The sequence below is a fragment of the Brevundimonas subvibrioides ATCC 15264 genome (genome assembly GCF_000144605.1).
GTDB classification, from domain to species: Bacteria; Pseudomonadota; Alphaproteobacteria; order Caulobacterales; family Caulobacteraceae; genus Brevundimonas; species Brevundimonas subvibrioides.
Genome location: NC_014375.1, coordinates 1,762,428 through 1,787,703, shown reverse-complemented (window position 1 = coordinate 1,787,703; position 25,276 = coordinate 1,762,428). Strand labels below are relative to the sequence as shown.

At 67.9% G+C, this 25,276-nt stretch carries 24 protein-coding genes; 5 read left to right on the top strand and 19 right to left on the bottom strand.

Features of this window, described 5'->3' with window-relative positions; translation table 11 throughout:
* Window positions 1-9 precede the first annotated feature (9 nt).
* Window positions 10-141 carry a hypothetical protein gene (locus BRESU_RS17750; protein ID WP_280990771.1) on the bottom strand — a complete coding sequence of 44 codons (132 nt, stop codon included), beginning with the start codon at window positions 139-141 and terminating at the stop codon, window positions 10-12.
* A gap of 144 nt (window positions 142-285) precedes the next feature.
* On the opposite strand from BRESU_RS17750, the gene BRESU_RS08905 reads away from it, so the two are divergent.
* Window positions 286-1,398 carry a L,D-transpeptidase family protein gene (locus BRESU_RS08905; protein WP_013269210.1) on the top strand — a complete coding sequence of 371 codons (1,113 nt, stop codon included), beginning with the start codon at window positions 286-288 and terminating at the stop codon, window positions 1,396-1,398.
* On the opposite strand, the gene BRESU_RS08900 is transcribed toward BRESU_RS08905, so the two are convergent.
* The 8 genes from BRESU_RS08900 to BRESU_RS08865 form a co-directional block, all read right to left on the bottom strand.
* A complete protein-coding gene (locus BRESU_RS08900; RefSeq protein WP_013269209.1) occupies window positions 1,391-3,001 on the bottom strand; it encodes a carboxylesterase/lipase family protein in 1,611 nt (536 codons plus the stop codon). The two genes, BRESU_RS08905 and BRESU_RS08900, sit on opposite strands and share 8 nt — an antisense overlap.
* A gap of 52 nt (window positions 3,002-3,053) precedes the next feature.
* Window positions 3,054-4,736 (bottom strand): methyl-accepting chemotaxis protein, encoded by a 1,683-nt coding sequence (locus tag BRESU_RS08895; protein ID WP_013269208.1) that lies wholly within the window; start codon window positions 4,734-4,736, stop codon window positions 3,054-3,056.
* On the bottom strand, window positions 4,733-5,059 hold the full coding sequence (locus BRESU_RS08890) for a hypothetical protein (protein WP_013269207.1): 327 nt from the start codon (window positions 5,057-5,059) through the stop codon (window positions 4,733-4,735). Before BRESU_RS08890 ends, BRESU_RS08895 begins: the two co-directional genes overlap by 4 nt.
* Window positions 5,060-5,305: 246 nt before the next feature.
* Complete coding sequence (gene tuf, locus BRESU_RS08885; RefSeq protein WP_013269004.1) at window positions 5,306-6,496, bottom strand: elongation factor Tu; 1,191 nt, start codon at window positions 6,494-6,496, stop codon at window positions 5,306-5,308.
* Window positions 6,497-6,585: 89 nt separating this feature from the next.
* Window positions 6,586-8,667 carry an elongation factor G gene (gene fusA, locus BRESU_RS08880; protein WP_013269206.1) on the bottom strand — a complete coding sequence of 694 codons (2,082 nt, stop codon included), beginning with the start codon at window positions 8,665-8,667 and terminating at the stop codon, window positions 6,586-6,588.
* A gap of 151 nt (window positions 8,668-8,818) precedes the next feature.
* Entirely contained in the window at window positions 8,819-9,292 is a 474-nt protein-coding gene (rpsG, locus tag BRESU_RS08875; protein ID WP_013269205.1) for a 30S ribosomal protein S7, read from the bottom strand.
* 69 nt (window positions 9,293-9,361) lie between these two features.
* On the bottom strand, window positions 9,362-9,736 hold the full coding sequence (rpsL, locus tag BRESU_RS08870; RefSeq protein WP_013269204.1) for a 30S ribosomal protein S12: 375 nt from the start codon (window positions 9,734-9,736) through the stop codon (window positions 9,362-9,364).
* Between the two features lie 252 nt (window positions 9,737-9,988).
* On the bottom strand, window positions 9,989-10,564 hold the full coding sequence (locus BRESU_RS08865) for a hypothetical protein (protein ID WP_013269203.1): 576 nt from the start codon (window positions 10,562-10,564) through the stop codon (window positions 9,989-9,991).
* Window positions 10,565-10,692: 128 nt separating this feature from the next.
* Between BRESU_RS08865 and rpmG the strand changes: the two genes are divergently transcribed.
* Entirely contained in the window at window positions 10,693-10,860 is a 168-nt protein-coding gene (rpmG, locus tag BRESU_RS08860) for a 50S ribosomal protein L33 (protein ID WP_013269202.1), read from the top strand.
* Window positions 10,861-11,103: 243 nt separating this feature from the next.
* Here the strand turns inward: rpmG and BRESU_RS16920 are convergent, their stop codons facing one another.
* The 8 genes from BRESU_RS16920 to dusB all read right to left on the bottom strand — a co-directional run bounded on the left by BRESU_RS16920 (window position 11,104) and on the right by dusB (window position 20,064).
* A complete protein-coding gene (locus BRESU_RS16920) occupies window positions 11,104-11,646 on the bottom strand; it encodes a hypothetical protein (RefSeq protein ID WP_013269201.1) in 543 nt (180 codons plus the stop codon).
* A 146-nt stretch (window positions 11,647-11,792) separates the two neighbouring features.
* Window positions 11,793-12,419, bottom strand: coding sequence for a Pr6Pr family membrane protein (locus BRESU_RS08855; protein WP_013269200.1), 627 nt, complete (start codon window positions 12,417-12,419; stop codon window positions 11,793-11,795).
* 86 nt (window positions 12,420-12,505) lie between these two features.
* Window positions 12,506-13,837 (bottom strand): GTPase HflX, encoded by a 1,332-nt coding sequence (gene hflX / locus BRESU_RS08850; RefSeq protein WP_013269199.1) that lies wholly within the window; start codon window positions 13,835-13,837, stop codon window positions 12,506-12,508.
* Between the two features lie 276 nt (window positions 13,838-14,113).
* Window positions 14,114-14,359: an RNA chaperone Hfq gene (gene hfq, locus BRESU_RS08845; protein WP_013269198.1), complete on the bottom strand. Its 246-nt coding sequence runs from the start codon at window positions 14,357-14,359 to the stop codon at window positions 14,114-14,116.
* A gap of 109 nt (window positions 14,360-14,468) precedes the next feature.
* Window positions 14,469-15,332 (bottom strand): D-amino-acid transaminase, encoded by an 864-nt coding sequence (locus BRESU_RS08840; protein WP_013269197.1) that lies wholly within the window; start codon window positions 15,330-15,332, stop codon window positions 14,469-14,471.
* Window positions 15,332-16,738, bottom strand: a complete 1,407-nt coding sequence (ntrX, locus tag BRESU_RS08835; RefSeq protein ID WP_013269196.1) for a nitrogen assimilation response regulator NtrX — start codon at window positions 16,736-16,738, stop codon at window positions 15,332-15,334. Before ntrX ends, BRESU_RS08840 begins: the two co-directional genes overlap by 1 nt.
* Before the next feature lie 9 nt (window positions 16,739-16,747).
* Window positions 16,748-19,009: a sensor histidine kinase NtrY-like gene (locus tag BRESU_RS08830; protein ID WP_013269195.1), complete on the bottom strand. Its 2,262-nt coding sequence runs from the start codon at window positions 19,007-19,009 to the stop codon at window positions 16,748-16,750.
* Window positions 19,006-20,064: a tRNA dihydrouridine synthase DusB gene (dusB, locus tag BRESU_RS08825; protein WP_013269194.1), complete on the bottom strand. Its 1,059-nt coding sequence runs from the start codon at window positions 20,062-20,064 to the stop codon at window positions 19,006-19,008. The genes BRESU_RS08830 and dusB overlap by 4 nt, the downstream gene beginning before the upstream one ends.
* A gap of 64 nt (window positions 20,065-20,128) precedes the next feature.
* Between dusB and BRESU_RS08820 the strand changes: the two genes are divergently transcribed.
* The gene (locus tag BRESU_RS08820; protein WP_013269193.1) at window positions 20,129-21,265 is read left to right on the top strand and encodes a bifunctional 2-C-methyl-D-erythritol 4-phosphate cytidylyltransferase/2-C-methyl-D-erythritol 2,4-cyclodiphosphate synthase; all 1,137 of its coding nucleotides are present in this window, start codon (window positions 20,129-20,131) and stop codon (window positions 21,263-21,265) included.
* 9 nt (window positions 21,266-21,274) lie between these two features.
* Here the strand turns inward: BRESU_RS08820 and BRESU_RS08815 are convergent, their stop codons facing one another.
* A complete protein-coding gene (locus BRESU_RS08815; protein ID WP_013269192.1) occupies window positions 21,275-23,575 on the bottom strand; it encodes a spermidine synthase in 2,301 nt (766 codons plus the stop codon).
* Between the two features lie 81 nt (window positions 23,576-23,656).
* On the opposite strand from BRESU_RS08815, the gene BRESU_RS08810 reads away from it, so the two are divergent.
* Both BRESU_RS08810 and BRESU_RS08805 read left to right on the top strand, forming a co-directional pair.
* A complete protein-coding gene (locus tag BRESU_RS08810) occupies window positions 23,657-24,151 on the top strand; it encodes a CinA family protein (protein ID WP_013269191.1) in 495 nt (164 codons plus the stop codon).
* A complete protein-coding gene (locus BRESU_RS08805; RefSeq protein ID WP_013269190.1) occupies window positions 24,148-24,384 on the top strand; it encodes a sulfurtransferase TusA family protein in 237 nt (78 codons plus the stop codon). The genes BRESU_RS08810 and BRESU_RS08805 overlap by 4 nt, the downstream gene beginning before the upstream one ends.
* Here BRESU_RS08805 and BRESU_RS08800 read toward each other — a convergent pair.
* Entirely contained in the window at window positions 24,350-25,276 is a 927-nt protein-coding gene (locus tag BRESU_RS08800; RefSeq protein ID WP_013269189.1) for a YihY/virulence factor BrkB family protein, read from the bottom strand. The genes BRESU_RS08805 and BRESU_RS08800 overlap by 35 nt on opposite strands.

The window sequence follows — 25,276 nt, the reverse complement described above, 5'->3', positions numbered from 1 at the left end:
GGACGCGGATCAGTGGGTCGAGCCCGCATCCACCGAGCCATAGGCCCCCCGCTGTGGCCCCGGCCCGTCGTGTGCTGTCGCGCAGGCGGAGACCCCGATCAGGGTGCCGATGAAGAGGCCGATGTGCAGGGCGCGTCGCATGAAGGTTACCAAAATCCTAACGTCCGGGACTGAACCTACACACCTGTTTCCGGTTCCCGGCAAGCGGGCACCCGCCGGCGGTTGTGCGGAACGGTAAACTCCGCCGCGGGTTGGCTAGACCTGTCCCTCAGAAGGCCCCGTTTCATGATCCGCCTGTCGCTTGCCACCGCCCTTCTCGCCTCCGTGTCCCTCGCCGCCTGCGACGCGCAGGATCCCGAACAGTCCGCACCGACCGCCCGGACAGCGCCGGCCACAAACCCGGTCCAGGCCGGGGGAACCGGCCCGTTGTCGGCCCAATCGATCGAGTCCGCCGCGTGGTCACCGACCCGCCCGGCGCAGCCCGCCTCCACCCGCACCGGATCGGCAGCCCCGACCGCCCCGGGCGACGAAGGCGCGCCGGCCGCGAACGCCACCCCTCCCCGTCCCGACATCATCCGCGCCCAGATCCTGCTAGACCGCGCCCGATTCTCGCCCGGGGCCATCGACGGACTGGGCGGCCAGAATACGGAACAGGCCGTGGCCGCTTTCGAGCAGGCCAACGACCTGCCGGTCGACGGCCAGCTGGATGAACAGGTCTTCGCCCGCCTGACGCAGAACGCCGGCGCGGTCACCACGACCTATACGATCAGCGCGGCCGACGTGGCCGGACCGTTCGTCGCCACCATCCCGACCGATCTGGCGGCCCAGGGCGAACTGACCGCCCTGTCCTATCGCACGCCGCTGGAGATGCTGGCCGAACGGTTCCATGTCACCGAGGGCCTGTTGACCGCGCTCAACCCCGGCGTCGACTTCGCCCGCGCGGGCCAGGCGATCCTTGTCCCCGCTGTGGCCGACCAGCCCCTGCCCGCCGCCGTGACCCGCATTGAGGTCAGCAAAGGCGAAGGATCGCTGCGCGCCTTCGGGGCAGACGGCACCCTGCTGGCCTTCTATCCGGCCACGGTCGGCAGCTCGGCCCGCCCGGCTCCGACGGGGCGTCTGACGGTCGTCGGCGTCGCGAACGAGCCGGATTACACCTACGATCCCGATCGGGTCAGCTACGACCGCGGCGACAAGAAGGTCGTCGTGCCCGCAGGTCCGAACAACCCGGTCGGCTCGGTCTGGATCGAGCTCTCCCGCGACACCTACGGCATCCACGGCACTCCCGAGCCCTCGAAGATCGCCAAGACCGCCTCCAGCGGCTGCGTTCGACTGACTAACTGGAGCGCCGAGCAGCTGGCCAAGGCCGTGAAGCCGGGCGTCGAGGTCATTTTCAGCTAGGCTCCACGGGCCCCAGCGCCGTGCCGCCCCAGAAGCCGCACTGGTGCCGGTCGTGGAACGTCGTATCGACCCGGTCGCCGGCCGGGTCGAACACCACGACAGGCCCACCGCCATCCGTCACCCGGGGCCAGCGCGCGTCAAAGTCGGTGTCCTGGCCGAACCCGGCCCACAGCGCCATTATCCGCTCCGACAATGCACGCTGCTCTGGGGTCCACCGGTCGGTGTCTGTGAAGATCCACGACGTGCCGAACACATAGGCCAGCTCGCTGGCATGATAGGCGCCCATGTCCAGCCCGGTGATCCAGTCGGGCAGGATGAACGGCACTTCGCGGTCGGCGAATTCGTAGCCATGCACCGGCACGTGCCGCGCCAGCAGCCGCCGAAGCGAGTCGGCGGGGCATGAGAACCGGCTGTCGGTGAAGCTCTGGGCGATCGCCACCGCAGGCCCCTCGGCATCGACCGGATAGCGCTCCAGCGCTCCGGTGCCGGCGTCGCCGTACAGCCAGTGCGTCTCCTTCTCATATCGGTCCATGTCGCGCACCTCGACGGCGAACAGACGCCCTTCGTCGGTATTGGAGCCCACCATGACCGGGACCCGGGTGAAGGCCCCTTTGGCGAAGGCCTCGGGCGGGCTCAGCGGCACCATGGCGTCGCCGAAGACCGGGCCCCACGATCCCGGCCCGTTGATTCCCGACCGCGTCGAGGCCCCCCGGGCGATTCGCCAGGCCGGCGTCTTCCTCAGGCACGCCACGACATCCGGTCCCGGACACCCCAGATTGGCCGCGAAGGCCAACCCCGGCCCGGCCTGGTCCGCCGCCGCGTTCAGCGACGACGGCTCCAGGCACGGCCCGCTCTGCAGGATCACGCGGCTGTACAGCCCCTCCGAACCGGGCGACGCCATCAGATAGCAGGCGCTCCAGGCGCCCGAACTCTCGGCGAACAGGGTCACGTCCCCCGGATCGCCCCCGAAGGCGGCGATGTTGTCGTGCACCCAGCGCAGGGCCGCCTGCTGGTCCATCAGGCCCCAGTTGCCGCCCACGCCCTCGCCGTCGTCCGCGAACGCCGGAAGGGCCAGCCATCCCAGGGCACCCAGCCGAAAGTTGACCGTGACGACGACCCGGTCCTGCTCGGCCGCCAGACGGCTGGGGTCATAGTTGGCGCCCGCCCCGATGGTGAAGGCCCCGCCGTGCAGATAGACCATCACGGGCCTGGCCTGCGCCGCTGCCCCGGCCGGCGCATAGATGTTGACGAACAGGCAGTCCTCGGACCCGACGACCAGACCGCCCCCGCCGCCCAGGATCGCCTCGCGGCCCAGAGCCTGGGTGCAGTCCGATCCGATCCGGGTCGCGTCGCGCACGCCGCTCCAGGCCTGCACGGGCCTTGGGCCCCGCCAGCGCAGGTCTCCGACTGGCGGCGCAGCGTAGGGAACCCCGAGGAAGGCACGCACACCCGCCCCCTCCACGCCGCGCAGACGGCCGGCCTCGATGGTTGTCTGAACAAAGCTCCGGTCCCGCGCGAAACGGACCTGATCGACCCCGCCGGGGTGGGTGGCGCAGGCCCCGCAGACCAAAACCAGTCCAAGCACGACGAGGAATCGGATCATGCCCCCCTTCTAGCGTAACGCGCCAGGCGCGCGCCACGCCCGGGCCGGACCGTCAGGCGGCGAAACGCTCGATCGAGCGCCGGCCCGCCGGGGCCCGTCGCCCGCGACCGGTGCCGCCGAGCTCGAACCGGGCCACCAGGGATGCCAGTTGCGAGGCGTCGTTGGTCAGGTTCTGGCAGGCAGCCGTGGACTCTTCCACCATGGCCGCGTTCTGCTGGGTCGCCTGGTCCATCTGGTTGATGGCCAGATTGATCTCGGCCAGGGCCGTGGCCTGTTCGCGGGTCGAAGCCGTGATCTGGCCCATGATGCCCGAAATGTCGCTGACCCGGGCGGCGATGGCCTCCAGCGTCACACCGGTGCGGCCGACGAGCGTGACACCATTCTTGACCTGATCCCGGCTCTTGGTGATCAGCGCGTTGATCTCCTTGGCCGCCTCTGCGGAGCGTTGAGCCAAAGCCCGCACCTCCGTGGCCACCACGGCAAAGCCGCGTCCGGCGTCGCCGGCCCTCGCAGCCTCGACACCGGCGTTCAGGGCCAGCAGGTTGGTCTGGAACGCGATCTCATCGATCACCCCGACGATCTGGCTGATCTGTTCCGACGACGCCTCGATGTCGCCCATGGCATTGACCGCGTCCTCGATGACGGGGCGGCTTCGATCAGCCTCGGCCTGGGTCCGCTCCATCACCGCGGATGCATCGTCCGCGCCCTGGGCCGCCATGCGCACGGTCGCCGTGACCTCTTCCAGCGCCGCGGCCGTCTCTTCCAGGGTGGCGGCCTGGGTTTCCGTGCGTTGGGACAGCTCATGCGCCGCCTGACTGATTTCGGCGGCCTCGGAACTGATCGCCGACGCGTTGGCGTCGATGGTGGTTATGTCAGCGTGCAGGGCCTCGATCGCGACGTTGAAGTCCGCCTGAAGCTTGGCATAGCTGGCCGGAAACTCTCCTGTGATGCGGTAGCTCAGGTCGCCGCGGGCCAGGGCGCTCAGCCCGGCGGCCGTCTTTTCCACGACCTCGGCCTGCTCCTCGGCGAGAACCCGGTCGCGCTCGGCCGTCTGTTTCGCGACCATGGCCTGCTCATGGGCGACGGTCCGCTCGCGATCGGCGGCCTCGGCGGCCTGACGATCGGTGGTGGCCCGCGAAATGCCCAGGGCATCGGCGGCTTCATGGGCCTTCCGCGTCGCGAGTTCGGCGGCGGCCTGGCTCTCGGCGTTGGCGGCGAACATGGCCGTCACGCTGGCCGCGCTCCAGGTCAGCACAGCGGCTTCGACCACCAGGATGACGGCATGGACCAGCACCCGCGTGATGTCCGCGGAGCCCGGAAAGACGAGGTCGGGAAGGACAAAGCTCAGGATCAGGTGATGCAGGGCCACGGTCACGGCACCCCCGACGATCGCCCGCCAGTCGCAGTAGATGACGACCACGGCCAGGGCGGCGAAATAGGCCATGTGCATGTCCGTCTGCAGGGCATGGCCCGACAGGGCAGCCACCAGCGTTGAGACCTGGGCCATCAGCAGGATGGACGACAGCATCCGCCCGAAGGCCTGGTCGCGGAATCCGAACCAGACCCCCGTCTGGACGGCAGCGCATAGGAGGGCCGGGCCGACGTCCGACAGGAGATCGGACTTCAGAACCAGCGCCTGAATCAACGCGACCGCGACCAGGACATAGCCCAGCCCCAGAATGACGCCGGCGCCGATGGCGCGCTGGTGAACGAGGTCGCGCGGCTGGAAGATCATGATGTGGCTCCGGGACGGACGGCGCACCCAATGAGCGCGGGATTGAGAATGAACCAGGCCCCGGCGGCGCGGAGGCCCGCGGCCACGTCGGTGCCACCGATCACGGTCACAACGGTCGCCATCCGGCCGGTCGCCGAAATCTCGCCGACGGGCGCAACCGCGGCCCTGACGCGCGCTGCATCCCACCACGGCGGGAAGACGGCTGCGGCTTCGAAGGGGCGGGCGGGTCGTGCGGCAATGGCCAGGGCGGGAAGGACGGTCAGGACGACGACCAAGCCAGTGGCGAGCGCCTTCATTAATGAAGCAACGCGGATCGAACGCATTTGAACTCCCCGCCGATCGAATACATCGACGGCCCCGAAGTTGTTTGGGCTCCGGGAGCTCTACAAAACCTTTATTATGTCAGGCTAGGTACTAGCACCTACGCTCAAGTCCACGAGCTTCGCGTGGGGAGTGCTGACGGTCTTTGACAGATGCGACATGGCCGGGCCCAGCGACGGCGAGTCGCCCAAAGAAAAAGGCCCCCGGCTTTCGCCGGAGGCCTCGTTCAGATCGGTTCAGACCGTCGCTTAGGCGATGATCTTGGCCACCACGCCGGCGCCGACGGTGCGGCCGCCTTCACGGATGGCGAAGCGCAGCTTCTCTTCCATGGCGATCGGGGTGATCAGCTCGACGTTCAGCTCGGCGTTGTCGCCGGGCATGATCATCTCGACACCTTCCTTGAGGTGCACGATGCCGGTCACGTCCGTGGTGCGGAAGTAGAACTGCGGGCGGTAGTTGGTGAAGAACGGCGTGTGACGGCCACCCTCTTCCTTGGTCAGGATGTAGGCCTCGGCCAGGAACTTGGTGTGCGGGGTGATGGAGCCCGGCTTGCACAGGACCTGACCGCGCTCGACGTCTTCACGCTTGGTGCCGCGCAGCAGCACGCCGACGTTGTCGCCCGCCTGACCCTGGTCCAGCAGCTTGCGGAACATTTCCACGCCCGTGCAGGTCGTCTTCTGGACGGGGCGGATGCCGACGATCTCGACTTCCTCACCGACCTTGACGATGCCGCGCTCGACGCGACCCGTGACCACGGTGCCGCGGCCCGAGATCGAGAACACGTCCTCGACCGGCATCAGGAACGGCAGGTCGACCGGGCGTTCCGGCTGCGGGATGTAGGCGTCGACGGTTTCCATCAGCGCCAGAACCTGCTGCTCGCCGATTTCCGGGTTCACGCCGTCGGTCGCGGCCTTGGCCGAACCCATGGTGATCGGAATGTCGTCGCCCGGGAACTGGTAGGACGAAAGCAGCTCGCGCACTTCCATCTCGACGAGCTCCAGCAGCTCCTTGTCGTCGACCAGGTCGACCTTGTTCATGAACACGACCAGGGCGGGCACGCCGACCTGACGGGCCAGCAGGATGTGCTCGCGGGTCTGCGGCATCGGGCCGTCGGCGGCCGACACCACCAGGATCGCGCCGTCCATCTGGGCGGCGCCGGTGATCATGTTCTTCACATAGTCGGCGTGGCCGGGGCAATCGACGTGGGCATAGTGACGGTTGGCCGTCTCATATTCCACGTGCGCGGTGTTGATCGTGATGCCGCGGGCCTTCTCTTCCGGAGCCGCGTCGATGTCCGCATAGGCCATCGCCTTGGCGCCACCGGCCTTGGCCAGCGTCATCGTGATCGCCGCCGTCAGCGTCGTCTTGCCGTGGTCCACGTGACCGATCGTGCCGATGTTGCAATGCGGCTTGTTACGTTCGAACTTTTCCTTGGCCATTCTCTTCTCTCCGTCCCCTGAATTGAGGGGGCATATCCTAGATTTTCAGGGGTCCGGGCGGACCAGGGTCCGCCCGGTGTTGGTGGGGTTTAGGCAGAGTACTTCTTGATCACTTCGTCGGCGACGTGTTGCGGCACCGGCTCGTAGTGGTCGTACTGCATGGTGAAGGCGGCGCGGCCCTGCGACATCCCGCGAAGGGTGTTCACATAGCCGAACATGTTGGCCAGCGGCACGAAGGCGTTCACGACGGTGGCGTTGCCGCGCATGTCCTGACCCTGGATCATGCCGCGACGGCCGTTCAGGTCGCCGATGACCGAACCGAGGTAGTCCTCGGGGGTCACGACCTCGACCGCCATGATCGGCTCGAGCAGCTTGGGCGCGCCCTTTTCCTTCAGTTCGCGGAAGGCGGCGCGGGCCGCGATTTCGAACGCCAGCACGCTGGAGTCGACGTCGTGGAACTTGCCGTCCGTCAGGGTCGCCTTGAAGTCGATCAGCGGGAAGCCCGCCAGCAGACCCGAATCCTTGATGGAGTTCAGACCCTTTTCGACGCCGGGGATGTATTCCTTGGGGATCGCGCCGCCGACGATCGAGTTCTCGAACACGAAGCCCGAGCCCGGCTCGCCGGGTTCGAAGGTCAGCATGACGCGGGCGAACTGGCCCGTACCGCCGGTCTGCTTCTTGTGCGTGTAGTCGATGTCGACCTTGCGGCCGAGCGATTCACGATAGGCGACCTGCGGCGCGCCGATCGTGGCCTCGACCTTGTAGGTGCGCTTCAGGATGTCGATCTTGATGTCGAGGTGAAGCTCGCCCATCCCCTTCAGGATGGTCTGGCCCGACTCGTGATCCGTCGAGACGGTGAACGAGGGATCTTCCGAGGCCAGCTTGGCCAGGGCGACGCCCAGCTTCTCCTGGTCGGCCTTGGTCTTGGGCTCGACCGAGATCTCGATCACGGGCGCGGGGAATTCCATCTTCTCGAGGATGACCGGCGACTTCAACGGATCGCACAGGGTGTCCCCGGTGCGGGTGTCCTTCAGGCCGGCCAGGGCGACGATGTCGCCGGCGTAGGCTTCCTTGACGTCCTCGCGGTTGTTCGAGTGCATCTGCAGCATCCGGCCGACACGCTCGCGCTTGTCGCGCGACGAGTTCAGCAGGTTCTGGCCGGTTTCCATCTTGCCCGAATACAGGCGGCAGAAGGTCAGCGAGCCGACGAAGGGGTCGTCCATGATCTTGAACGCCAGGATCGACAGGGGCTCGTCGTCCGAGGCGCGACGCACGATCGGCTCCTCGGTCTTGAAGTCGATGCCCGGGGTCGGCGGGATGTCCAGCGGCGACGGCAGGTAGTCGACGACGGCGTCCAGCAGCGTCTGCACGCCCTTGTTCTTGAAGGCCGAGCCGCAGAGGATCGGATAGAAGGCACCGGTCAGCACGGCCTTGCGGATGCACTTCTTCAGCACTTCCGTCGAGGGCTCGGTGCCTTCGAGGTAGGCTTCCATCGCCTCGTCGTCGAGCTCGACCGAGTTGTCGATCAGGTACTGGCGGGCCTCGACGGCCTTGTCCATCAGGTCGGCCGGGATCTCGCCGACGGTGAAGTTGGCGCCCAGGGCGTCGTTGTCCCAGATCACCGAGGTCATGGTGACCAGATCGACCAGGCCCGACAGGCTGTTTTCCGAACCGATCGGGAACTGGATCGGCACGGCCTTGGCGCCCAGGCGGTCGCGCATCGACTGCACCGAGGCGTCGAAGTCGGCACCGATCTTGTCCATCTTGTTGACGAACACGATCCGGGGAACGTTGTACTTGTCGGCCTGGCGCCAGACGGTTTCCGTCTGCGGCTCCACGCCGGCGTTGCCGTCCAGCACGGCGACCGCGCCGTCGAGCACGCGCAGCGAACGCTCGACTTCAATGGTGAAGTCCACGTGGCCGGGGGTGTCGATGATGTTCAGGCGCTTGCCCTGCCAGAAGGCGGTCGTGGCAGCCGAGGTGATCGTGATCCCCCGCTCCTGCTCCTGGTCCATCCAGTCCATGGTCGCGGCGCCGTCGTGGACTTCGCCGATCTTATGGTTCTTGCCGGTGTAATACAGGATCCGCTCGGTCGTCGTCGTCTTGCCCGCGTCGATGTGGGCCATGATGCCGAAGTTGCGGTAGTCCTCGAGCTTGTGAGTGCGGGCCATGAAAAGCGTGCCTTGAAGTGGTTCAGGACGCAGGTAACGCGTCCTCGGGGAGATCGTCGATGTTGCGAATAAGCGGGCGCGGGCGATTTAGCTGAAACCGCCCGCGCCGGATAGGCCTAGATAGTGTCGCTGTTTGACGCTTTGAAGGCGTCTACCAGCGGTAGTGGCTGAAGGCGCGGTTGGCTTCGGCCATCTTGTGGGTGTCTTCACGCTTCTTGACCGCGGTGCCGCGGTTGTTCGAGGCGTCCAGCAGCTCGGCGGCCAGCTTTTCGGTCATGGTGTTCTCGCCGCGCTTGCGCGCCGCGTTCACCAGCCAGCGGATGGCCAAAGCGCGGCGACGATCGGGGCGAACCTCGACCGGCACCTGGTAGGTGGCGCCACCGACGCGACGCGAGCGAACCTCGACCGACGGCTGGACGTTTTCCAGCGCGGTGTGGAAGGTCTGGACCGGCTCGAAGTCCTTCTTCTTCTCGGCCAGGATCTCGAACGCACCGTAGACGATGTTCTCGGCGACGGCCTTCTTGCCCTCGTACATGACGTAATTCATGAACTTGGTGACGATCAGATCCTTGTATTTGGGATCCGGCAGGACTTCGCGTTTCTGGGCGCGGTGACGACGTGACATGGGTTGGGCCTTTTAAATCGGTGTCTGGAAGCCGGATGGAACCGGCTGAATCTGGAGGGGCGGTCCGGCTTACTTCGGACGCTTGGTGCCGTAGTGCGAACGGCGCTGCTTGCGGTCCTTGACGCCCTGCGTGTCGAGCACGCCGCGCAGGATGTGGTAGCGCACGCCGGGAAGATCCTTCACGCGGCCGCCGCGGATCAGGACCACCGAGTGCTCCTGCAGATTGTGGCCCTCGCCGGGGATGTAGCACACGGCTTCGTAGCCGGACTTGGCCAGGCGGACCTTGGCGACCTTACGCAGAGCCGAGTTCGGCTTCTTGGGGGTCGTCGTATAGACGCGGGTGCAGACGCCGCGGCGCTGGGGCGAACCTTCGAGCGCGGGCACCTTGTTGCGCACGGGCTTGGGCTTGCGGGGCTTGCGGATCAGCTGGTTGATCGTAGGCATCGTAGGGACAGTCTCGACTTCTGATGGAGGCGTGTGCCTGTCGGCCGGGGCGCCTCGGTTTCCTTCTTTTGAACGCCTCCGACGGAGACGCCCGGGATCGTTCGAGACCGGACCGAACAGCCAAACGAAAAAACCGGAACGCGCGCTTCGGGCGTTCCGGCGGGCACAGCCCGTCCGTTCAATTGTCACGATCAGGATGGGGCAGGCCCCGCCTCGAAAGTCCGGCGCGTTTACGCGGGAGGGGCCCTCAGGTCAAGACCGGGGTCCGCCCTGCTCCACCAACGGCCGCGTCAGATCGAACTCCACCCGGAAATGCCGGTTCGGGCGGCGCAGTTCATAGGCGAACATCCGCCCGGGATGGACCTCCATGGCCCAGACGTTGGTCGTCGAGACGGCCGCGTCGCCCGCATTGAACAGGGCGATCGAGAAGGCGTCGACCGGGAACTCCTGACGGTCCGCCGTGCCGGTCGAGGTCGTGTCCCCGCCGTACCAGTGCAGGCCGTCCGGCCGGCCCTGCGGATCACGATGGTCGTGCTTCAGCGTCAGGCCCGCGGCGGTCCGGGTCACGAACCACGTCCGCGAGCGGTCCTCGCCGACGCTGAAGGGGATGCGGACCTCGTCCGGGGCGCAGTCGCGCACGTGCATCACGAGACGCTGGCTGGCGAAGCCGGCATCGGCCGCGTCGGTCGTGACGACCCGCCCCTCGAATCGCTGACCGCACAGGGCGTTCAGCCGGGCCATGAAGACGTCCTGCGGCGACGAGGGCGCGGGCGCGGTGGCGCAGGCGGACAGGATCAGCGCGAGGGCGGCGGCGAGCGGGGCTTTCATACCCGGAGCCTAGCGGCTATCGATCCCGGCTCAAGCCGCGAAGTCGGGCGTTGACTTCACAGGCGCGCTGAGTATGTTCCGCGCCTCTTATTTTCACGGCTCTCCCGCCGTCGCAAAGGTAATTTCCGATGGCCAAGCCCGCCTCAATCAAGATCCGCCTGAACTCGACCGCCGACACCGGCTTCTTCTACGTCACCAAGAAGAACGCCCGCACGATGACGGAAAAGATGGTCGTCAACAAATACGATCCCGTCGTGCGCAAGCACGTCGAGTTCAAGGAAGGCAAGATCAAGTAAGGCATTCCTGCTGGGCTAACGCGCGGTCGCGCTGCTTGAGCCCGGAATGAGATGCGAACGCCCGGTCAGAAATGGCCGGGTGTTTTTCTTTTGTCTCCTCCCCGTTCGCCGCTGGGCGAATGGGGAGGTGGCAGGGAGCCCTTGCGAGCTGATGGAGGGGTTCTGCGTGCACGAAGAACCCCTCCGTCTCCTTCGCTGCGCTTCGGATCCACCTCCCCATCGCTGCGCGACGGGGAGGAGACGTCACGGATTGGACTCGGAAAAAACCGGGTGCAAGGAGTCCAAATCCTGCGAAGCCGTGTCGATAGGTTCAGACACCGCGTTCAAATCGTTGAGGTTCGCCTCCCCGTCCCCGACCAGCCGCAGCGGCTCGCGTCTGGACTCGATCCTCGGCGGGGCGATGTCGGGCAGGTCGGCCATGACATGGGCGCGGGCGCGGTCGCACAGGCGGTCGTAGACGCGCATCCAGGTCGAGGCCTCCGACGCGCGGCCCATCCCCAGGGCGCGGCGGATGTTGAGGAAGGCCTGGTCGGCCAGGTCGGCGAAACTGACCTCGTCCTCGGGATGGAACTCGCCGGCCTCCGGCAGCACGTCGCCGATCGGCTGATCGATCCGCCGCCACTTCCCGGCCCGCGCATGCATCCGGAACGAGCTGAGCGAGATGTCCCACTTCTGGCAGATGTGCGTCGCCTTCACCCCCGACAGATACTCCCGCCGGATATGATCCCACATATTGCCGCCGAGGCCGTCGAGATCCTCGGGATTGATCTGAGTGCTCATGGTCATGCGGGAAGCATGGCACATCGCTACGTCAGAATCGGACGTGGCTGTCGGAGACCCTTCGCCGTGCTGTCCAGACGCGGAGGCTGCCGACGTCCGCTGCGGGAGTTAGCGGGCCCCTGAAACCAACCGAGCCATGCACACCAGCGCCATCAGGAGACCCCGCCCGACCGCCCCATCCATCGCCCCAGACCAACCAGCAGCAAACCTGCCGCGAGGTAGAGGATCAAAATAATCGCCACCGTGGCGAGCGCTGACGGCAAACCAACGACGGGGATGTCCATAAACGGATAGGGATATTTTCCGTCAGACGCGCCACGCGCCAGCGCATACACGAAATATGCCACCGGATAGACAGCCCATATCACCGGGTCATGCCACCGTAATGCGCCTTTGGGGGCGAACAGAAGCCAGAACACGGGAACGAGGGATGGCACGACGTAGTGCATGACGGTGTCTGCGAACAGCGCTCCACCGCTCAGCTCCAGCAGCCCTCTGAGCAGGACGGCGTAGACCACGCCGACAAAGAGGATGGAAAGCGTCAGAAGGCCCAGAAGGCGCGGCGAACGGCACGCGGATTGACCGACGGCAAGTCCCGTCAAAACCAACGCAGCCAGCAGATTGGTCAGGACCGTGAAGTACCTCAGCATGACCCACACAGCCTCGGTGACTGATCCGACCTGCGCCGTCACAGCCACGAACTGCACCGCCAGGCCAATCCACGCCAACAGCGCGATCAGACCCGCTGCCACGCGAGCACTCGCGGTTTCGATGCGCATCGATCACCCCCAACAGCTCAGGCTGACGCTGGCGTAAATTCTTCGCGGCGGAATGGCAACGCCGGTCCATCGCGCCTGTTTCGCGGCTAGCCGAACTGCCGCTCGAACCGCCCCATGGCCTGAGGGTCCAGCCGCACGGTCAGCAGCATCCGCCCCTGGTCGTCCGTGTCCCGCGCCGTCACCCGGCCGTGTTCGTACAGCCAGGCCAGGGCCTCGCCCTGTGAGGGCTGGAGGATCAGCTCGGTCTCCGGGTCGTCGTCGATCAGGTCGGTGATGGCCTGGCGCAGGGTCTCGATCCCCTGCCCGGTCCAGGCGGAGACGGCGACGGCGGTGTTGCCGGAGCGGGCGGCCTGGCCCTCGACGGCCTCGCGGGCCTCGGGGTCCAAGAGGTCGGTCTTGTTCCAGACCTCGAGGATGCGGCGGGGCTTTCCTTCCGGCTGCTCGATCTGTTTCAGGACGTCCTCGACGTCTTTGGCCTGGGCCGCCGTGTCGGCCGAGGCGATGTCGCGGACGTGCAGGATCAGGTCGGCCTCGCCCACCTCTTCGAGGGTCGCGCGGAAGCTCTCGACCAGTTCGTGCGGCAGGTCGGAGATGAAGCCCACGGTGTCGGCGATGATGGCGGGGCGGCCCTGCGGGAGGCGGATCGTGCGCTGGGTGGTGTCCAGGGTGGCGAACAGCAGGTCCTTGGCCAGGACCTCGGACCCCGTCAGCCGGTTGAACAGGGTCGACTTGCCGGCGTTGGTGTAGCCGACCAGGGCGACGGCCGGGAACGGGGCCTTCTTGCGCTGTTTCCTGTGCAGGCCGCGGGTGCGGCGGACCTCTTCCAGCTCGCCCTTCAGCTTGACGATGCGGTCGGCGATCAGGCGGCGGTCAAGCTCGATCTGGGTCTCGCCGGGACCGCCGGTCGAGCCGGTGCCGCCCCGCTGACGCTCCAGGTGGGTCCAGGTGCGGACCAGGCGCGACTTCTCATAGTCCAGCCGGGCCAGTTCGACCTGCAGCCGGCCCTCTTTCGTCCGGGCGCGACGGCCGAAGATCTCGAGGATCAGGCCGGTGCGGTCGATGACCTTGCAGTCCCATTCCTTTTCCAGATTGCGCTGCTGGACAGGCGTCAGGTCGTCGTCGATGACGGCGGCCTCGGCCTCGGCGGCGCGGATCAGGGCGGCCAGTTCCTCGACCTTGCCGGTGCCGAACAGGGTGGCAGGGGTGGTCTTGCGCAGGCGCACGACCTCTTCCGCCCGGACGTCGAGGTCCAGCGCGCGGGCGAGGCCGGCGGCCTCTTCAAGCCGTTCCTGCGCCGGTCGGGACGATCGCTCGCCCATGTCGGGATGGATGACGACCGCCCGGATCAGGGGGACGGAATGGTCGATGAGTTTGGTGGTCAGGCTGGGTCTCACGGGCTGAAGCGGAGAAGGCAACATGGTGCCCTTAGACGCCTGCCGCCAGTGGTCAGTTCCGGGGCTTGTCATCCCGGCCGTAGCGAAGCGAAAAGCCGGGACGTGGGTCGCGCCATGTCACCACGCCCGGAAATCGCGTGAGCGATTGTCCGGGGGACGGCCTGCCCGCGCTCGACCGGCTCCCGGACAGCCGCTTCGCGTCTTCCGGGAGGGCCCAACAGGATGGATCACCGTCCCGGGTCTTCGCTTCGCTACGCCCGGGATGACAAGAGCGAACTTTGGAGGTCCGCGCGTCCTGCCTCAATCCTCGTCGGCCTCGGGCTCGTACAGCTGCACGGGCGCGGACGGCATGATGGTGGAGATGGCGTGCTTGTAGACCAGTTGCGACTGGCCATCGCGGCGCAGCAGCACACAGAAGTTGTCGAACCAGGTCACGATGCCCTGCAGCTTGACGCCGTTGACGAGGAAGATGGTCAGGGGGGTCTTGGTCTTGCGGACCGAGTTGAGGAAGGTGTCCTGAAGGTTCTGACGCTTGTCTTGCGACATGGCAGGTTTGTCCTGTTCTTTTGTTGTTTCGCCGCGATCGAGGAGGACCGCGGGGCCGGTTGGATCCGGCCTTTTCAGCTTAGACGGCAGGTTCGCCGCATCGCAACATCTAGATGGCCTCGCGCTTCGCCTCTTCAAGGTAGCGGGCCCGCAGTTTCGTCGCGATGGGGCCGGGCTTGCCGTCGCCGATCTTCACGCCGTCGATCGAGATGGCGGGCATGACGAAGGCCCCGGCGGCGGTGAAGAAGGCCTCCTTCGCCTCCTTGGCCTCTTCGACACTGAAGGGCCGTTCGTCCAGTTCGATCCCCTCGGCCTCGATCATCGCCATGATGGCCGTGCGGGTGATGCCCTTGAGGATATTGGCCTGGGTGTCGCGGGTGCGCAGCTTGCCGGCCTTGTCGACGATCCAGGCATTGGTCGAGGAGCCCTCGGTGACCAGGCCCATCTCGTCGACCATCCAGGCCTCATAGGCCCCCTTGTCGCGCGCGGCCTGTTTGGCGAGGACATTGGGCAGAAGGCCGACGGTCTTGATGTCGCAGCGGCCCCAACGGATGTCCGGATGGGTGACCACCGCCACGCCCTTGGCCGCCTGGGCCTGGGACCGGGCGAAGGGAATGGATTTGGACGTCACCACCACGCTGGGCGGGGTGCCAGGCGCGGGGAACGGGTGGTCGCGGCGGGCCGTGCCGCGCGTGACCTGCAGATAGACGATGCCGTCGCGGACGCGGTTCCGGCGGATGGTTTCCTTGAGCACCCGGGTCAGGGACTCGGCCGACATCGGGATGTCGATGCGCAGCTCGTTCAGGCTGCGATGCAGCCGGGTCATGTGGCCCTCGAAATCGGCCATCCGGCCGCCGAAGACCGACCAGACCTCATAGACCCCGTCGGCGAACTGGAAGCCGCGATCCTCGACGTGGATCGTCGCCTCGGCGTGGCGCTGGTAGACCCCGTTCACATAGGCGACCCGTGACATCAGTCGACACTCCCGTCTTCGTCTTCGCCGCCGCGCGAGGGCGAGACGCCCAGCGACTTCAGCTTTCTGTGCAGCGCCGACCGCTCCATGCCGATGAAGGCGGCCGTGCGCGAGATGTTGCCGCCGAAACGCATGATCTGGGCGGCCAGATACTCGCGCTCGAACACCTCGCGGGCCTCGCGCAGCGGCAGGGCGATGGTGCGTTCGGTGCCCATGCCCGACGCCCCGTTCGAGGCGACCTCCTGGGGCAGCATGTCGGCCGAGATCGGGTCGTTCAGGTCGCCGGTGGCCAGGATCAACAGCCGTTCGACGTTGTTCCGGAGCTGGCGGACGTTGCCGGGCCAGGGGTGGACCTGGAGCACGGCGATGGCGTCGTCGCCCAGCCGGCGCCGGGGCAGCCCCTGCGAGGCCGCCAGGGTCTCGATGAAATACTCCACCAGTTCGGCGATGTCCTCGCGGCGTTCCGACAGCGGCGGGACGCGGATCGGCACCACGTTCAGCCGGTGGAACAGATCCTCGCGGAAGCGGCCCTCGGTGATCTCGCTCTTGAGGTCGCGCGAGGTCGAGGTGACGACGCGGACGTCGACCTGGACGTCCTGTTCGCCGCCGACGCGCCGGAAGCGCTGCTCGACCAGTACGCGCAGGATGCGGCTCTGGCTCTCGCGGGGCATGTCGCCGACGTCGTCGAGGTAGAGGGTGCCGTTGTGGGCGCGCTCGAACACGCCGATCTTGCGCGGACGGCCGTCGTGGCCTTCCTCGCCGAACAGCTCCAGATCGAGACGTTCGGGCGTCATGCCGGCGGCGGAGATGGCGACGAACTCGCTCTTCGCGCGCGGGCTGGCCTCGTGGATCTGGCGCGCGACCAGCTCCTTGCCCGATCCGGGCGGACCCGAGATCAGGACGCGGCTGTTGGCGGGGGCGACCTTGACGATGGTGGTCCGCAGCACCTGGGCGGCCGCCGAGCGACCGATCAGGCCCGTGGGCGTCATGGCCTGGGCCCGCAGGCGGCGGTTCTCGCGCTTCAGCGAGGCGGCTTCCAGAGCGCGCTCGATGACGACGACCAGCCGGTCGGACTTGAAGGGCTTCTCGATGAAGTCATAGGCCCCGCGCTTCAGGGCGCTGACGGCCGTCTCGATGTTGCCGTGGCCGGAGATCATGACCACCGGCAGGTCGGCGTCGAGCGCCTTGACCACGTCGAGCAGCTCCAGCCCGTCCATGCCCCCGCCCTGCATCCAGATGTCCAGCACGATCAGGCTGGGCTTTCTGGCGCGGATGCCGGCCAGGGCCTCCTCCGAGCTGGAGGCCACGCGCACGGCGTGACCCTCGTCCTCGAGCAGCCCGGAGACCAGGTCGCGGATGTCGGCCTCGTCGTCGACGACCAGAATATCGGCACCGTTTGAACGCATATCGCCTCGCTATTCGGCCGCCAGCGTGCGCGAGCTTTGAGGCTCGGGCGCGCGGTCGGCTTTGCCGGTGGGAATGAGGGGAAAGATCAGACAGATTTTGGCACCGCCCAAGGTGTCGGCATCTGACAGTTTCAGGTCGCCGCCGTGGTCCTCGCAGATGCGCTTGACGATCGCGAGACCGAGGCCGGTGCCCTTCTCGCGGGTCGTGACATAGGGCTCGGTCAGGCGGTCGCGGTCACGGACGGGCAGGCCTTTGCCGGCATCCTCGATGATGAAGGTGGCGATGCCGTTCTCGACCTCCAGCCGGGCGCTGATGGCGACATCGTCCTCGGCCGCGGGCGTGCCGAGACGGCGGGCGGCGACGGCCTCTCCGGCGTTCTTCAGGATATTGGCCAGGGCCTGGCCGACCATCCGGCCGTCCGCCTTCATCCTCGCCTTGGGCAGGGGCTCAACCAGGTCGACGACCATGTCCGGCGCGGCAACCCGCTGGGCGAAGACCGCCTCGCGCAGCAGTTCGGCGGGGTTCTCGTTGGTGAAGCGCGGGGCCGGCATGCGGGCGAAGGAGGAGAACTCGTCCACCATCCGGCCAATGTCGCCAACCTGACGGATGATGGTGTCGGTGCAGCGATCGAAGATCTCGAGATCCTCGGTGATGGCGGGGCGGAATTTGCGCTTCAGCCGCTCGGCCGACAGCTGGATCGGCGTCAGGGGGTTCTTGATCTCGTGGGCGATGCGGCGGGCCACGTCGCGCCAGGCGGCATTCCGCTGCGCCGTGACCAGACGGGTGATGTCGTCGAAAGTCAGCACCATCTCGCCGCCCACGCCGCCCTCGATCCGGACGCGCAGCCGGCGCATCTCACCCTCGCGCGAGACATCGATGTCTTCCTCGATATGGGCCTCGACGCGCCGGACCAGCTCGCCCAGCTCGGGCGCGACGCTGGCCAGGCTCTGGCCGCGCACCTCGACCTCGGAGATCGACAGCAGCTGCAGGGCGCTGTCGTTGATCGCGGAAATCCGGCCGCGCCGGTCCAGCCCGATGACGCCCGCGCTGACCCCGGACAGGACGGTCTCGATGAAGCGGCTGCGGTCCTGGGCCTCGTCGCTGGCGGTCTTGAGCGCGGCCTGCTGGGCCTGGAGGTCGCCGGTCATGCGGTTGAAGGCGCGCGACAGGGTGGCGATCTCGCCCGGCGCGCCGTCGGCCTCGACCCGCGCGGACAGGTCGCCCGCCGCCACCTGGTCCGCGGCCTTCACCAGCCGGCCGATCGGGGCCGAGATCGCGCTGGCCGCCGACATGCCGAGCCAGACCGCGCCGACGAGCACCAGCAGCGCCGTCTCCAGATAGCTGAGCGCAAAGGCGGCCTGCAGCCGCGCGCGGCTCTCCTCGGCGACGCGATAGCCCTGGATCGACTCCTCGCCGTTTCGCATCTGGGCGACGATGCCGGGGGCCAGCGGCCGGACGACGTACAGATAGGCGTCGCCGTAGTCCGGCAGCGGATAGACGGCTCGGACCGTGTCGGGATGCTCGGTCACCGTCACCGGCACTTCATTGCCCTCGGCCGCGGTTTCGAACACCTCGCGCGGCGGAGCGACATAGGCGGGGGCATCCGGCAGTTCACCGCGGGCCAGCACCTCGCCGTTGCCGTTCAGGATGTAGACGGCGGGATAGCCGAAGAACTCCGCAATCTGCGTCAGGGCGCCCGAGAACTGGATCCGGTTGTCGAACACGTCGCGCACTCCGCCGAGTTCGTTGGCCATGGTCTCCAGATCGCGATCCAGCCCGCCGCCGACATCGGCGATATAGGCCCGGCCGATCGTGGCCCCGTTCTCGACGGCCGAGCGGACGTTCTGGCTGAACCACTGGTCCACGCCCCGATTGACCAGCAGGCCGAAGACCAGCGCGATCAGCACTGCGGGCACGACCGCCACCAGCGAGAACAGTGTCACGAACCGAAGGTGCAGGCGCGCGCCCGGATCGTCCGCCCGACGTTGAGACAGACGCAGCACGCGACTGCCGATGATGGCCCCCAGACCCCCGATCAGAACCAGATTGGCGATGAGGATGTAGAGGACCGCGCGGCTGGCCGTGGCGCGAGCGTCATCTCCAGCGGCGGCACCAGGTGCCACGGCAACGAGCCAGATGGCGGCTCCGGCAATCAGGAAGGCCAGTGCATAGGCCGCGCCGAACGCCGCACGCATCCGACCGGCCTCCAGCCATCCCCACAGGGATGCCTCGCCATCTGTCGCACTGGGCTGGACCGGCGTGTCGTTCATGTCGAGGCAGCTTCGGCTACCTGTGGCGAAAACTCAACAGCGACGTTGCGCAAATGCTGCGTGGCCGGGACGTGCCAGAGATCCGCCAGCACCCGGACGACCGCCTCCGGATCATCGAGGCGACAGATCTGGCCCTTGGCCGCCCGCCGGTCGTCCGCCGAGGCGGGCCAGGGGGCCTGTTCGACGTACCAGCCCAGATGCTTGCGGAACATCTTGAGGCCCAGCCCCGGGCCGTAGAAGGCGATCGAGGCCCGCATGTGATCCACGACGATGTCGAAGCGCTCGGCCGCCCCCGGCTCGGTCAGCACGGTCCCGTCACGCAGCGCCCGCTCGAGATGGGCGGCGAGCCAGGGCCGGCCGTAGACGCCGCGGCCCAGCATCAGGGCGTCGGCCCCCGACTTCTGCAGGGCCTCCCGCGCCTGATCGGCGGTAATGATGTCGCCGTTGACGATGACCGGGATGCCGACCGCGGTCTTGACCGCCGCGATCGCATCCCAGTCGGCATGGCCGGTGTAGAACTGCTGGCGCGTGCGGCCGTGAACGGTCACCGCCTTCACGCCCAGGTCTTCAGCGCGCGCCGCCAGTTCGGCGGCGTTGCGGCTGGCGTCGTCCCAGCCCAGCCGCATCTTGACCGTGACCGGACGCGACGTGGCCGCCACCACCGCCGCCATGATCCGCCCCGCCAGATCCGGCGTCCGCATCAGGGCCGAACCCGAGGCCGAGCCCGTGACCTCCTTGGCCGGGCAGCCGAAATTCAGATCGACGATGTCGGCCCCCGCCGCCTCGGCCATGCGGGCCCCCTGGGCCATCGCCGCCGGATCGCGGCCCACCAGTTGGATGACCGTCAGGGGCAGTCCGTCGCCGACGGCCGCACGGCGCATGACGTCGGGCCGTCCGCGCGCTAGCTCGGCCGAGGCCACCATCTCGGTCGCGACATAGGCCGCGCCCAGACGACAGGCCAGCTGCCGGAACGGCAGGTCGGTGATCCCGGTCATGGGGGCCATCAGCACCCGTCCGGGAATGGTCACGTCGCCGATCAGGAACCCTGTGCTCATCCGTCCGTCACCATCCCATGCGCAGGCTCTCGTCAACCGCCATCATGGCCCCTAGAAGGCCTTGATGACCTTTGCAGCGATCGTGGTGGCGGCCGGCTCCGGTTCCCGGGCCGGCGGGGACAAGCAGTGGCGACCGCTGGGCGGCAAGCCCGTGGTCCGCTGGTCGGTCGAGGCGCTGCTGAACGCCGGAGCCGAACAGGTGGTCGTGGTCGTGGCGTCAGACGGTCACGGCAGGGCGGCCGATGCCCTGGCCGGCCTGTCGCACTGGACGGCGGTGAGCGGCGGGGCGGACCGAAGCGATTCGGTTCAAGCGGGCCTGCGCGCCCTGTCCGGCCCCGGCGATCGGATCGTTCTGGTGCACGACGCGGCGCGGCCGCTGCTGTCCCCGGACGTGATCGCCCGTCTGATTGCGGGCCTGGCCGAGGCCGATGGAGCCATCGCTGCCCTGCCCGTCGCCGATACGCTGAAGCGGGGCGAGGCGGAACGGATCGAGGCGACGGTCGACCGCGCCGGCCTCTGGCGCGCCCAGACACCCCAGGCCTTTCGCGCCGACCGCCTGCTGGCCGCCTATGCCGCGTGGCCGGCGGGCGAGACACCGACCGACGACGCGGCCGTGGTCGAGCGCGACGGCGGCACCGTGCGCCTCGTGGCGGGCGATCCGCGTCTGATGAAACTGACCTATCCCGAGGATTTCGCCATGGCCGAAGCTATGATCTCCCGACAGACCCGCGTGGGCTCCGGTTTCGACGTCCACCGCTGGGGTCCGGGATCGTCGGTCTGGCTGTGCGGCGTCGAGATCGCTCACGACCAGACCCTGATCGGTCATTCCGACGCGGACGCCGGCCTGCATGCCCTGACAGACGCGATCCTCGGCGCGCTGGGCGCGGGCGACATCGGCGATCACTTCCCGCCGGAGGATCCGCAGTGGAAGGGCGCGGCCTCGGACCGGTTCCTCGTCCATGCGGCCGAACTGGTGAAGGCGCGCGGGGGCGAGATCGTCCATGTCGACGTCACCCTGATCTGCGAACGGCCCAAGGTGAAACCGTACCGGCAGGCCATGCGCGAGCGCCTGGCCGAACTGCTGGCCCTGCCGCTGGACGCGGTCAGCGTGAAGGCGACGACGACCGAGACCCTGGGCTTCACCGGCCGGGGTGAAGGCCTGGCGGCCCAGGCCGTGGCGACGATCGAACTGCCCCGCTGATCCGAACGCTCAGCCCTGCCCCCTGAAGTGACGCCATAGCGAGCCGAACAGGTTCACATAGTCGTCGGTCCAGGGTTTGACGTCGGTGTCCGGCAGCTCGGCCCAGCGGGGATCGGACCGGAACCGGGCCAGACCCGCCTCGGTCGGCGACAGGATGATCGCCTCGGTCGAGGCCTCGGCCATGTCGGCCGCATACGGCTGCTCGGCATAGATCTGGTGCAGGTAGGGCACGCCCAGTGAAACGGCCGCGGCCTGGGCCGGCCGGGTGATGTCGAGGTTCCGGTTCGACAGGTGCAGCAGCAGCACCCCGTCCGGCTTCAGTAGTTTCAGATATCCCGCGATCGCCTCGACCGTCAGCAGGTGCGTCGGCACGGCGTCCGACGAGAAGGCGTCGATGACCAGATAGTCGTAGCTGCCCGCCGTCTCATGCGCCATCGACAGCCGCGCATCGCCCAGCACGGTCCGCACCGGACCATCGGCGCAGCCGGTTATGAAGGTGAACCACTCCGGGTCGCGCGACAGCCGGTCGACCATCGGATCGATCTCGAAGAAGGTCAGGGTGTCCTCGGCCCGCTTGTAGCCCGCCATGGCTCCCGACCCCTGCCCCACCACGCCGACGGCCACGCCCCGGCCGTCGTTGCGCAGCTGCAGCCCCTGCATGACCTGCCCGAGGGGCGTGGACGGCGCGTAATACAGCGTGGGCATGCAGGCGAACCGGGGGTCCACCGGCTGGGCCCCGTGCAGGGTCGTGCCGTGCATCAGCACATGGACGGGGCCGCCCAGTCGCGGGTCCTGGGGCGTGGCCACCCGCATCAGGCCAAAGAAGCTCCGCTCGCTCAGATCCCAGACATAGCCGCGCGCGATGTGGTGCGACCCCATCGCCACGACGGCCAGGATCACCGTGAAGAACACCGACCGTTCGCGAACAAGGAAGGCGCAGATCACCGCCGCCCCGAAGATCAGCTGGGCCAGCGCCACGATCTGCTCCAGCGTGAACAGGGCGCGGAACGGCGGGTTGTAGCGCATGATCTCCAGCGCCACGGGCGGCACGATGGCCAGCAGGATGCCCCCGAGCAGCAGGGCGATCTCGACCCGCCGCACGGGCTCCCAGCTCCACGGCCGGACCAGACCGACCAGGACCAGCACCAGCGGATACTCCCACACCATGTTGAAGATCACGGGCGCGATCAGGGCGTTGAAGACGCCGCCGACGACCCCGCCGACGGACAGGAGCAGGAAGAACTCGGTCAGACGATCCGGGGCCGGTCGCCGGGCGGCCAGGACCTGATGGCACATCAGGGCGGTGATGAAGAACGTGCCCAGGTGCAGGGCGAACATCATCACCCAGTCGCCATTTCTGAACGGCAGGAGGACGATGCAGGCGGCGGCCATGGCGGCCTGGAAGGCGAAGGTAAACTTGAGCGGAATCAGAGGCTTGGCGGAAAACGCGATGACGAACGTCAGCAGGTAGAGCGCCAGCGGTATGATCCACAGGAAGGGGGCCGAGGCGACGTCGGTGGACAGGTGCTGGGTCACCCCCAGCATCAGGCTGGACGGCGCGGCGGCGATCAGGACCAGCTTGATCTTGTCGGCTCCCGCGATCGGCTTGCTGCGCGCGACCGGCGCGGCATCCAGCGCCGGCGCGGACCCCCGCTTCCAGGTCACCAGGGCCAGCCCCACGACCAGCAGCATGAAGATCGCATAGCCGCCGCTCCAGGCCGCCCGCTGACCCGACAGGGTCATCAGCGGCTCGATCACGACCGGATAGGCCAGCAGCGCCAGGAAGCTGCCCAGGTTGGATGCGGCGTAGAGGACATAGGGATTCTGGCCGTCAGCATGCCCGGCCCGGACTCGTGCGAACCAGGCCTGCAGCAGGGGGGCGGTCGCGGACAGGACCGCGAACGGCGCGCCGACGGACAGCACCAAGGTCGCCAGCAACCAGCCGATCGGCGCAGAGGGATCCGGGTCGCCGAGCAGCCCGTTGATCTTCAGCGGCAGGAACAGGGCGGCCAGGGCCAGCAGGGCCAGGTGCACGCCCAGCTGGGTGCGCAGGCTCTTCAGCCGCTGCAGGGCGTGGGCATAGGCATAGCCCGCCAGCAGCGCCGTCTGGAAGAAGACCATCGAGGTGTTCCACACCGACGGCGACCCGCCCAGCATGGGCAGGACCAGCTTGGTCACCATCGGCTGGACCACGAACACCAGGGACGCCGAGGTGAAGATCGCGACGGCGAACAGCAGCGGCGTCAGCCGATCGCCGGCCGTGTTCCCGCCCGATCCGGGCGCATCCGCGTTCAGGACGGTCTCTGACATGGATCCTCCGGTCTGTTCGGCTCGACAGAACCCTTGACGGGCCTCACGCTAGACTGACTCGGCACGGCTGCGGATAGGGCGATGTTTCCAGAGGATATCCAGGCGCTGGCCGACGCGGTGATCGGCGCCGCCACCGCGCGGGGCCTGACGGTCGCGACGGCCGAAAGCTGTACCGGGGGTCTGGTCGCCGCGGCCCTGACGGCCGTGCCCGGATCGTCGGCCGTCGTGGACCGGGGCTTCGTCACCTACAGCAATGCCGCCAAGACGCAGATGCTGGGCGTTCCGGCCGAGCTCATTGACCGGAACGGAGCCGTGTCCGAGCCCGTGGCGCGGGCGATGGCAGCGGGGGCGCGCGACCTCGCGGGCGTCGACCTGGCCGTCTCCATCACGGGCATCGCCGGGCCAGGCGGCGGATCGGCGGACAAGCCGGTCGGCCTGGTGCATTTCGGCTGTGCGAGCCCGCAGGGCGTGGCGCATGCGGTCCACCGGTTCGGCGACCTCGGCCGCGACACTGTGCGGCTGGCGAGCGTCCGGGTCGCCCTGCAGATGCTGCTCGATGCCGCAGGGTCTTCATGACGGCCGTCATCGACGCGCGGGGGCACCGCTGTCCCGTCCCCAGCCTGCGTCTGCGCAAGGCCCTGCAGGATCAGCCCGGTATCGACACCTTCAGGCTTCTGGCGTCAGACCCCATGGCCCGGATCGACGTGCCGTTCCTGATGGGAGAGCTGGGCGGGCGGGTCCTGTCGGTCGAGGAGATCCCGGACGGCCTGGCCATTACCGTCGAGAGGCGCGCCGCTCCGACAGGTTGACGACGGACCCGGACGCCTCCGGTTCGATGTCGGGCGCGCCGCGGGCGCGCGAGGCGATCTCCATCTCCGTGGCGAAGGCCCCGCCATAGAAGATGGCGTTGACGTTCCAGGACAGCCAGATCAGCAGGACGACGACGGCGCCGACCGAGCCGTAGGTCGCGCCCAGCTGGGCGATCTGCTCGACATAGATGGCGCAGAGCCAGGACGACACCATCGACATGAGGGTGGCCACCACGCCTCCGGTGATCGACGGTCCCCAGGCCACCGGATCGCGATGGGACATGGCGTAGCGATACAGAAGGGTCAGGCCGAGCCCGAGGCCCAGCGCCGGCCACAGACCGTCCAGCGGCATGAACCCGCTGCTCGCGGCGGCGGGTCCTGCATGATCGAGCAGTCGCGAGGTCACCACCGCCCCGGACACGACGGTGAACAGGGCGAAGGCGAAGAGAGCGACGAAGAAGGCCAGCAGGTTGAACTTGAAGAAGCCGTGCGGCTCCGTCTCGTCATGGATCAGGTTCAGTCCCGCCAGCAGGGCCTTGAACCCCCGGTGCGCCGCATAGGCACCGACGATCAGGGCGAAGGCGCTCTGGGTCGAGACGGTGCGCGCCGAGGCGTTGGACAACCGCTCGATCTCGGCGCGGAAGATGGCGCGCGCGGCATGGGGCATGACGTCGGCCAGGGCGGCCGCCTGCTCGCCGACCTGCGCGATCGACAGCACGGCCTTGTAGAAGCCGATCAGGATGGCGATGGCGGGAAACACCGCCAGCAGGGCGAAGAACGACACCCCGCCTGTGTAGAGCATGACGTCCCGGCCCCAGCTGCGGGTAAACGCCCGCACCGAAAGCCTGCCCCAGAAGCCTGGGGACGCGATGTCCGTCCGATATCCGCTCAA

Excerpts from the sequence above, each read along its gene's own strand:
- BRESU_RS08810 (WP_013269191.1), top strand. The coding sequence starts at position 23,657 with ATGTTTCCAGAGGATATCCAGGCGCTGGCCGACGCGGTGATCGGCGCC.
- rpsL (WP_013269204.1), bottom strand. The coding sequence starts at position 9,736 with ATGCCTACGATCAACCAGCTGATCCGCAAGCCCCGCAAGCCCAAGCCC.
- BRESU_RS08890 (WP_013269207.1), bottom strand. The coding sequence starts at position 5,059 with ATGCGTTCGATCCGCGTTGCTTCATTAATGAAGGCGCTCGCCACTGGC.
- fusA (WP_013269206.1), bottom strand. The coding sequence starts at position 8,667 with ATGGCCCGCACTCACAAGCTCGAGGACTACCGCAACTTCGGCATCATG.
- BRESU_RS08865 (WP_013269203.1), bottom strand. The coding sequence starts at position 10,564 with ATGAAAGCCCCGCTCGCCGCCGCCCTCGCGCTGATCCTGTCCGCCTGC.
- BRESU_RS08905 (WP_013269210.1), top strand. The coding sequence starts at position 286 with ATGATCCGCCTGTCGCTTGCCACCGCCCTTCTCGCCTCCGTGTCCCTC.
- hflX (WP_013269199.1), bottom strand. The coding sequence starts at position 13,837 with ATGTTGCCTTCTCCGCTTCAGCCCGTGAGACCCAGCCTGACCACCAAA.
- BRESU_RS16920 (WP_013269201.1), bottom strand. The coding sequence starts at position 11,646 with ATGACCATGAGCACTCAGATCAATCCCGAGGATCTCGACGGCCTCGGC.
- rpsG (WP_013269205.1), bottom strand. The coding sequence starts at position 9,292 with ATGTCACGTCGTCACCGCGCCCAGAAACGCGAAGTCCTGCCGGATCCC.
- BRESU_RS08900 (WP_013269209.1), bottom strand. The coding sequence starts at position 3,001 with ATGATCCGATTCCTCGTCGTGCTTGGACTGGTTTTGGTCTGCGGGGCC.
- tuf (WP_013269004.1), bottom strand. The coding sequence starts at position 6,496 with ATGGCCAAGGAAAAGTTCGAACGTAACAAGCCGCATTGCAACATCGGC.
- BRESU_RS08815 (WP_013269192.1), bottom strand. The coding sequence starts at position 23,575 with ATGTCAGAGACCGTCCTGAACGCGGATGCGCCCGGATCGGGCGGGAAC.
- BRESU_RS08895 (WP_013269208.1), bottom strand. The coding sequence starts at position 4,736 with ATGATCTTCCAGCCGCGCGACCTCGTTCACCAGCGCGCCATCGGCGCC.
- dusB (WP_013269194.1), bottom strand. The coding sequence starts at position 20,064 with ATGAGCACAGGGTTCCTGATCGGCGACGTGACCATTCCCGGACGGGTG.
- BRESU_RS08820 (WP_013269193.1), top strand. The coding sequence starts at position 20,129 with ATGACCTTTGCAGCGATCGTGGTGGCGGCCGGCTCCGGTTCCCGGGCC.
- BRESU_RS17750 (WP_280990771.1), bottom strand. The coding sequence starts at position 141 with ATGCGACGCGCCCTGCACATCGGCCTCTTCATCGGCACCCTGATCGGG.
- ntrX (WP_013269196.1), bottom strand. The coding sequence starts at position 16,738 with ATGCGTTCAAACGGTGCCGATATTCTGGTCGTCGACGACGAGGCCGAC.
- hfq (WP_013269198.1), bottom strand. The coding sequence starts at position 14,359 with ATGTCGCAAGACAAGCGTCAGAACCTTCAGGACACCTTCCTCAACTCG.
- BRESU_RS08855 (WP_013269200.1), bottom strand. The coding sequence starts at position 12,419 with ATGCGCATCGAAACCGCGAGTGCTCGCGTGGCAGCGGGTCTGATCGCG.
- BRESU_RS08805 (WP_013269190.1), top strand. The coding sequence starts at position 24,148 with ATGACGGCCGTCATCGACGCGCGGGGGCACCGCTGTCCCGTCCCCAGC.
- BRESU_RS08840 (WP_013269197.1), bottom strand. The coding sequence starts at position 15,332 with ATGTCACGGGTCGCCTATGTGAACGGGGTCTACCAGCGCCACGCCGAG.
- rpmG (WP_013269202.1), top strand. The coding sequence starts at position 10,693 with ATGGCCAAGCCCGCCTCAATCAAGATCCGCCTGAACTCGACCGCCGAC.
- BRESU_RS08830 (WP_013269195.1), bottom strand. The coding sequence starts at position 19,009 with ATGAACGACACGCCGGTCCAGCCCAGTGCGACAGATGGCGAGGCATCC.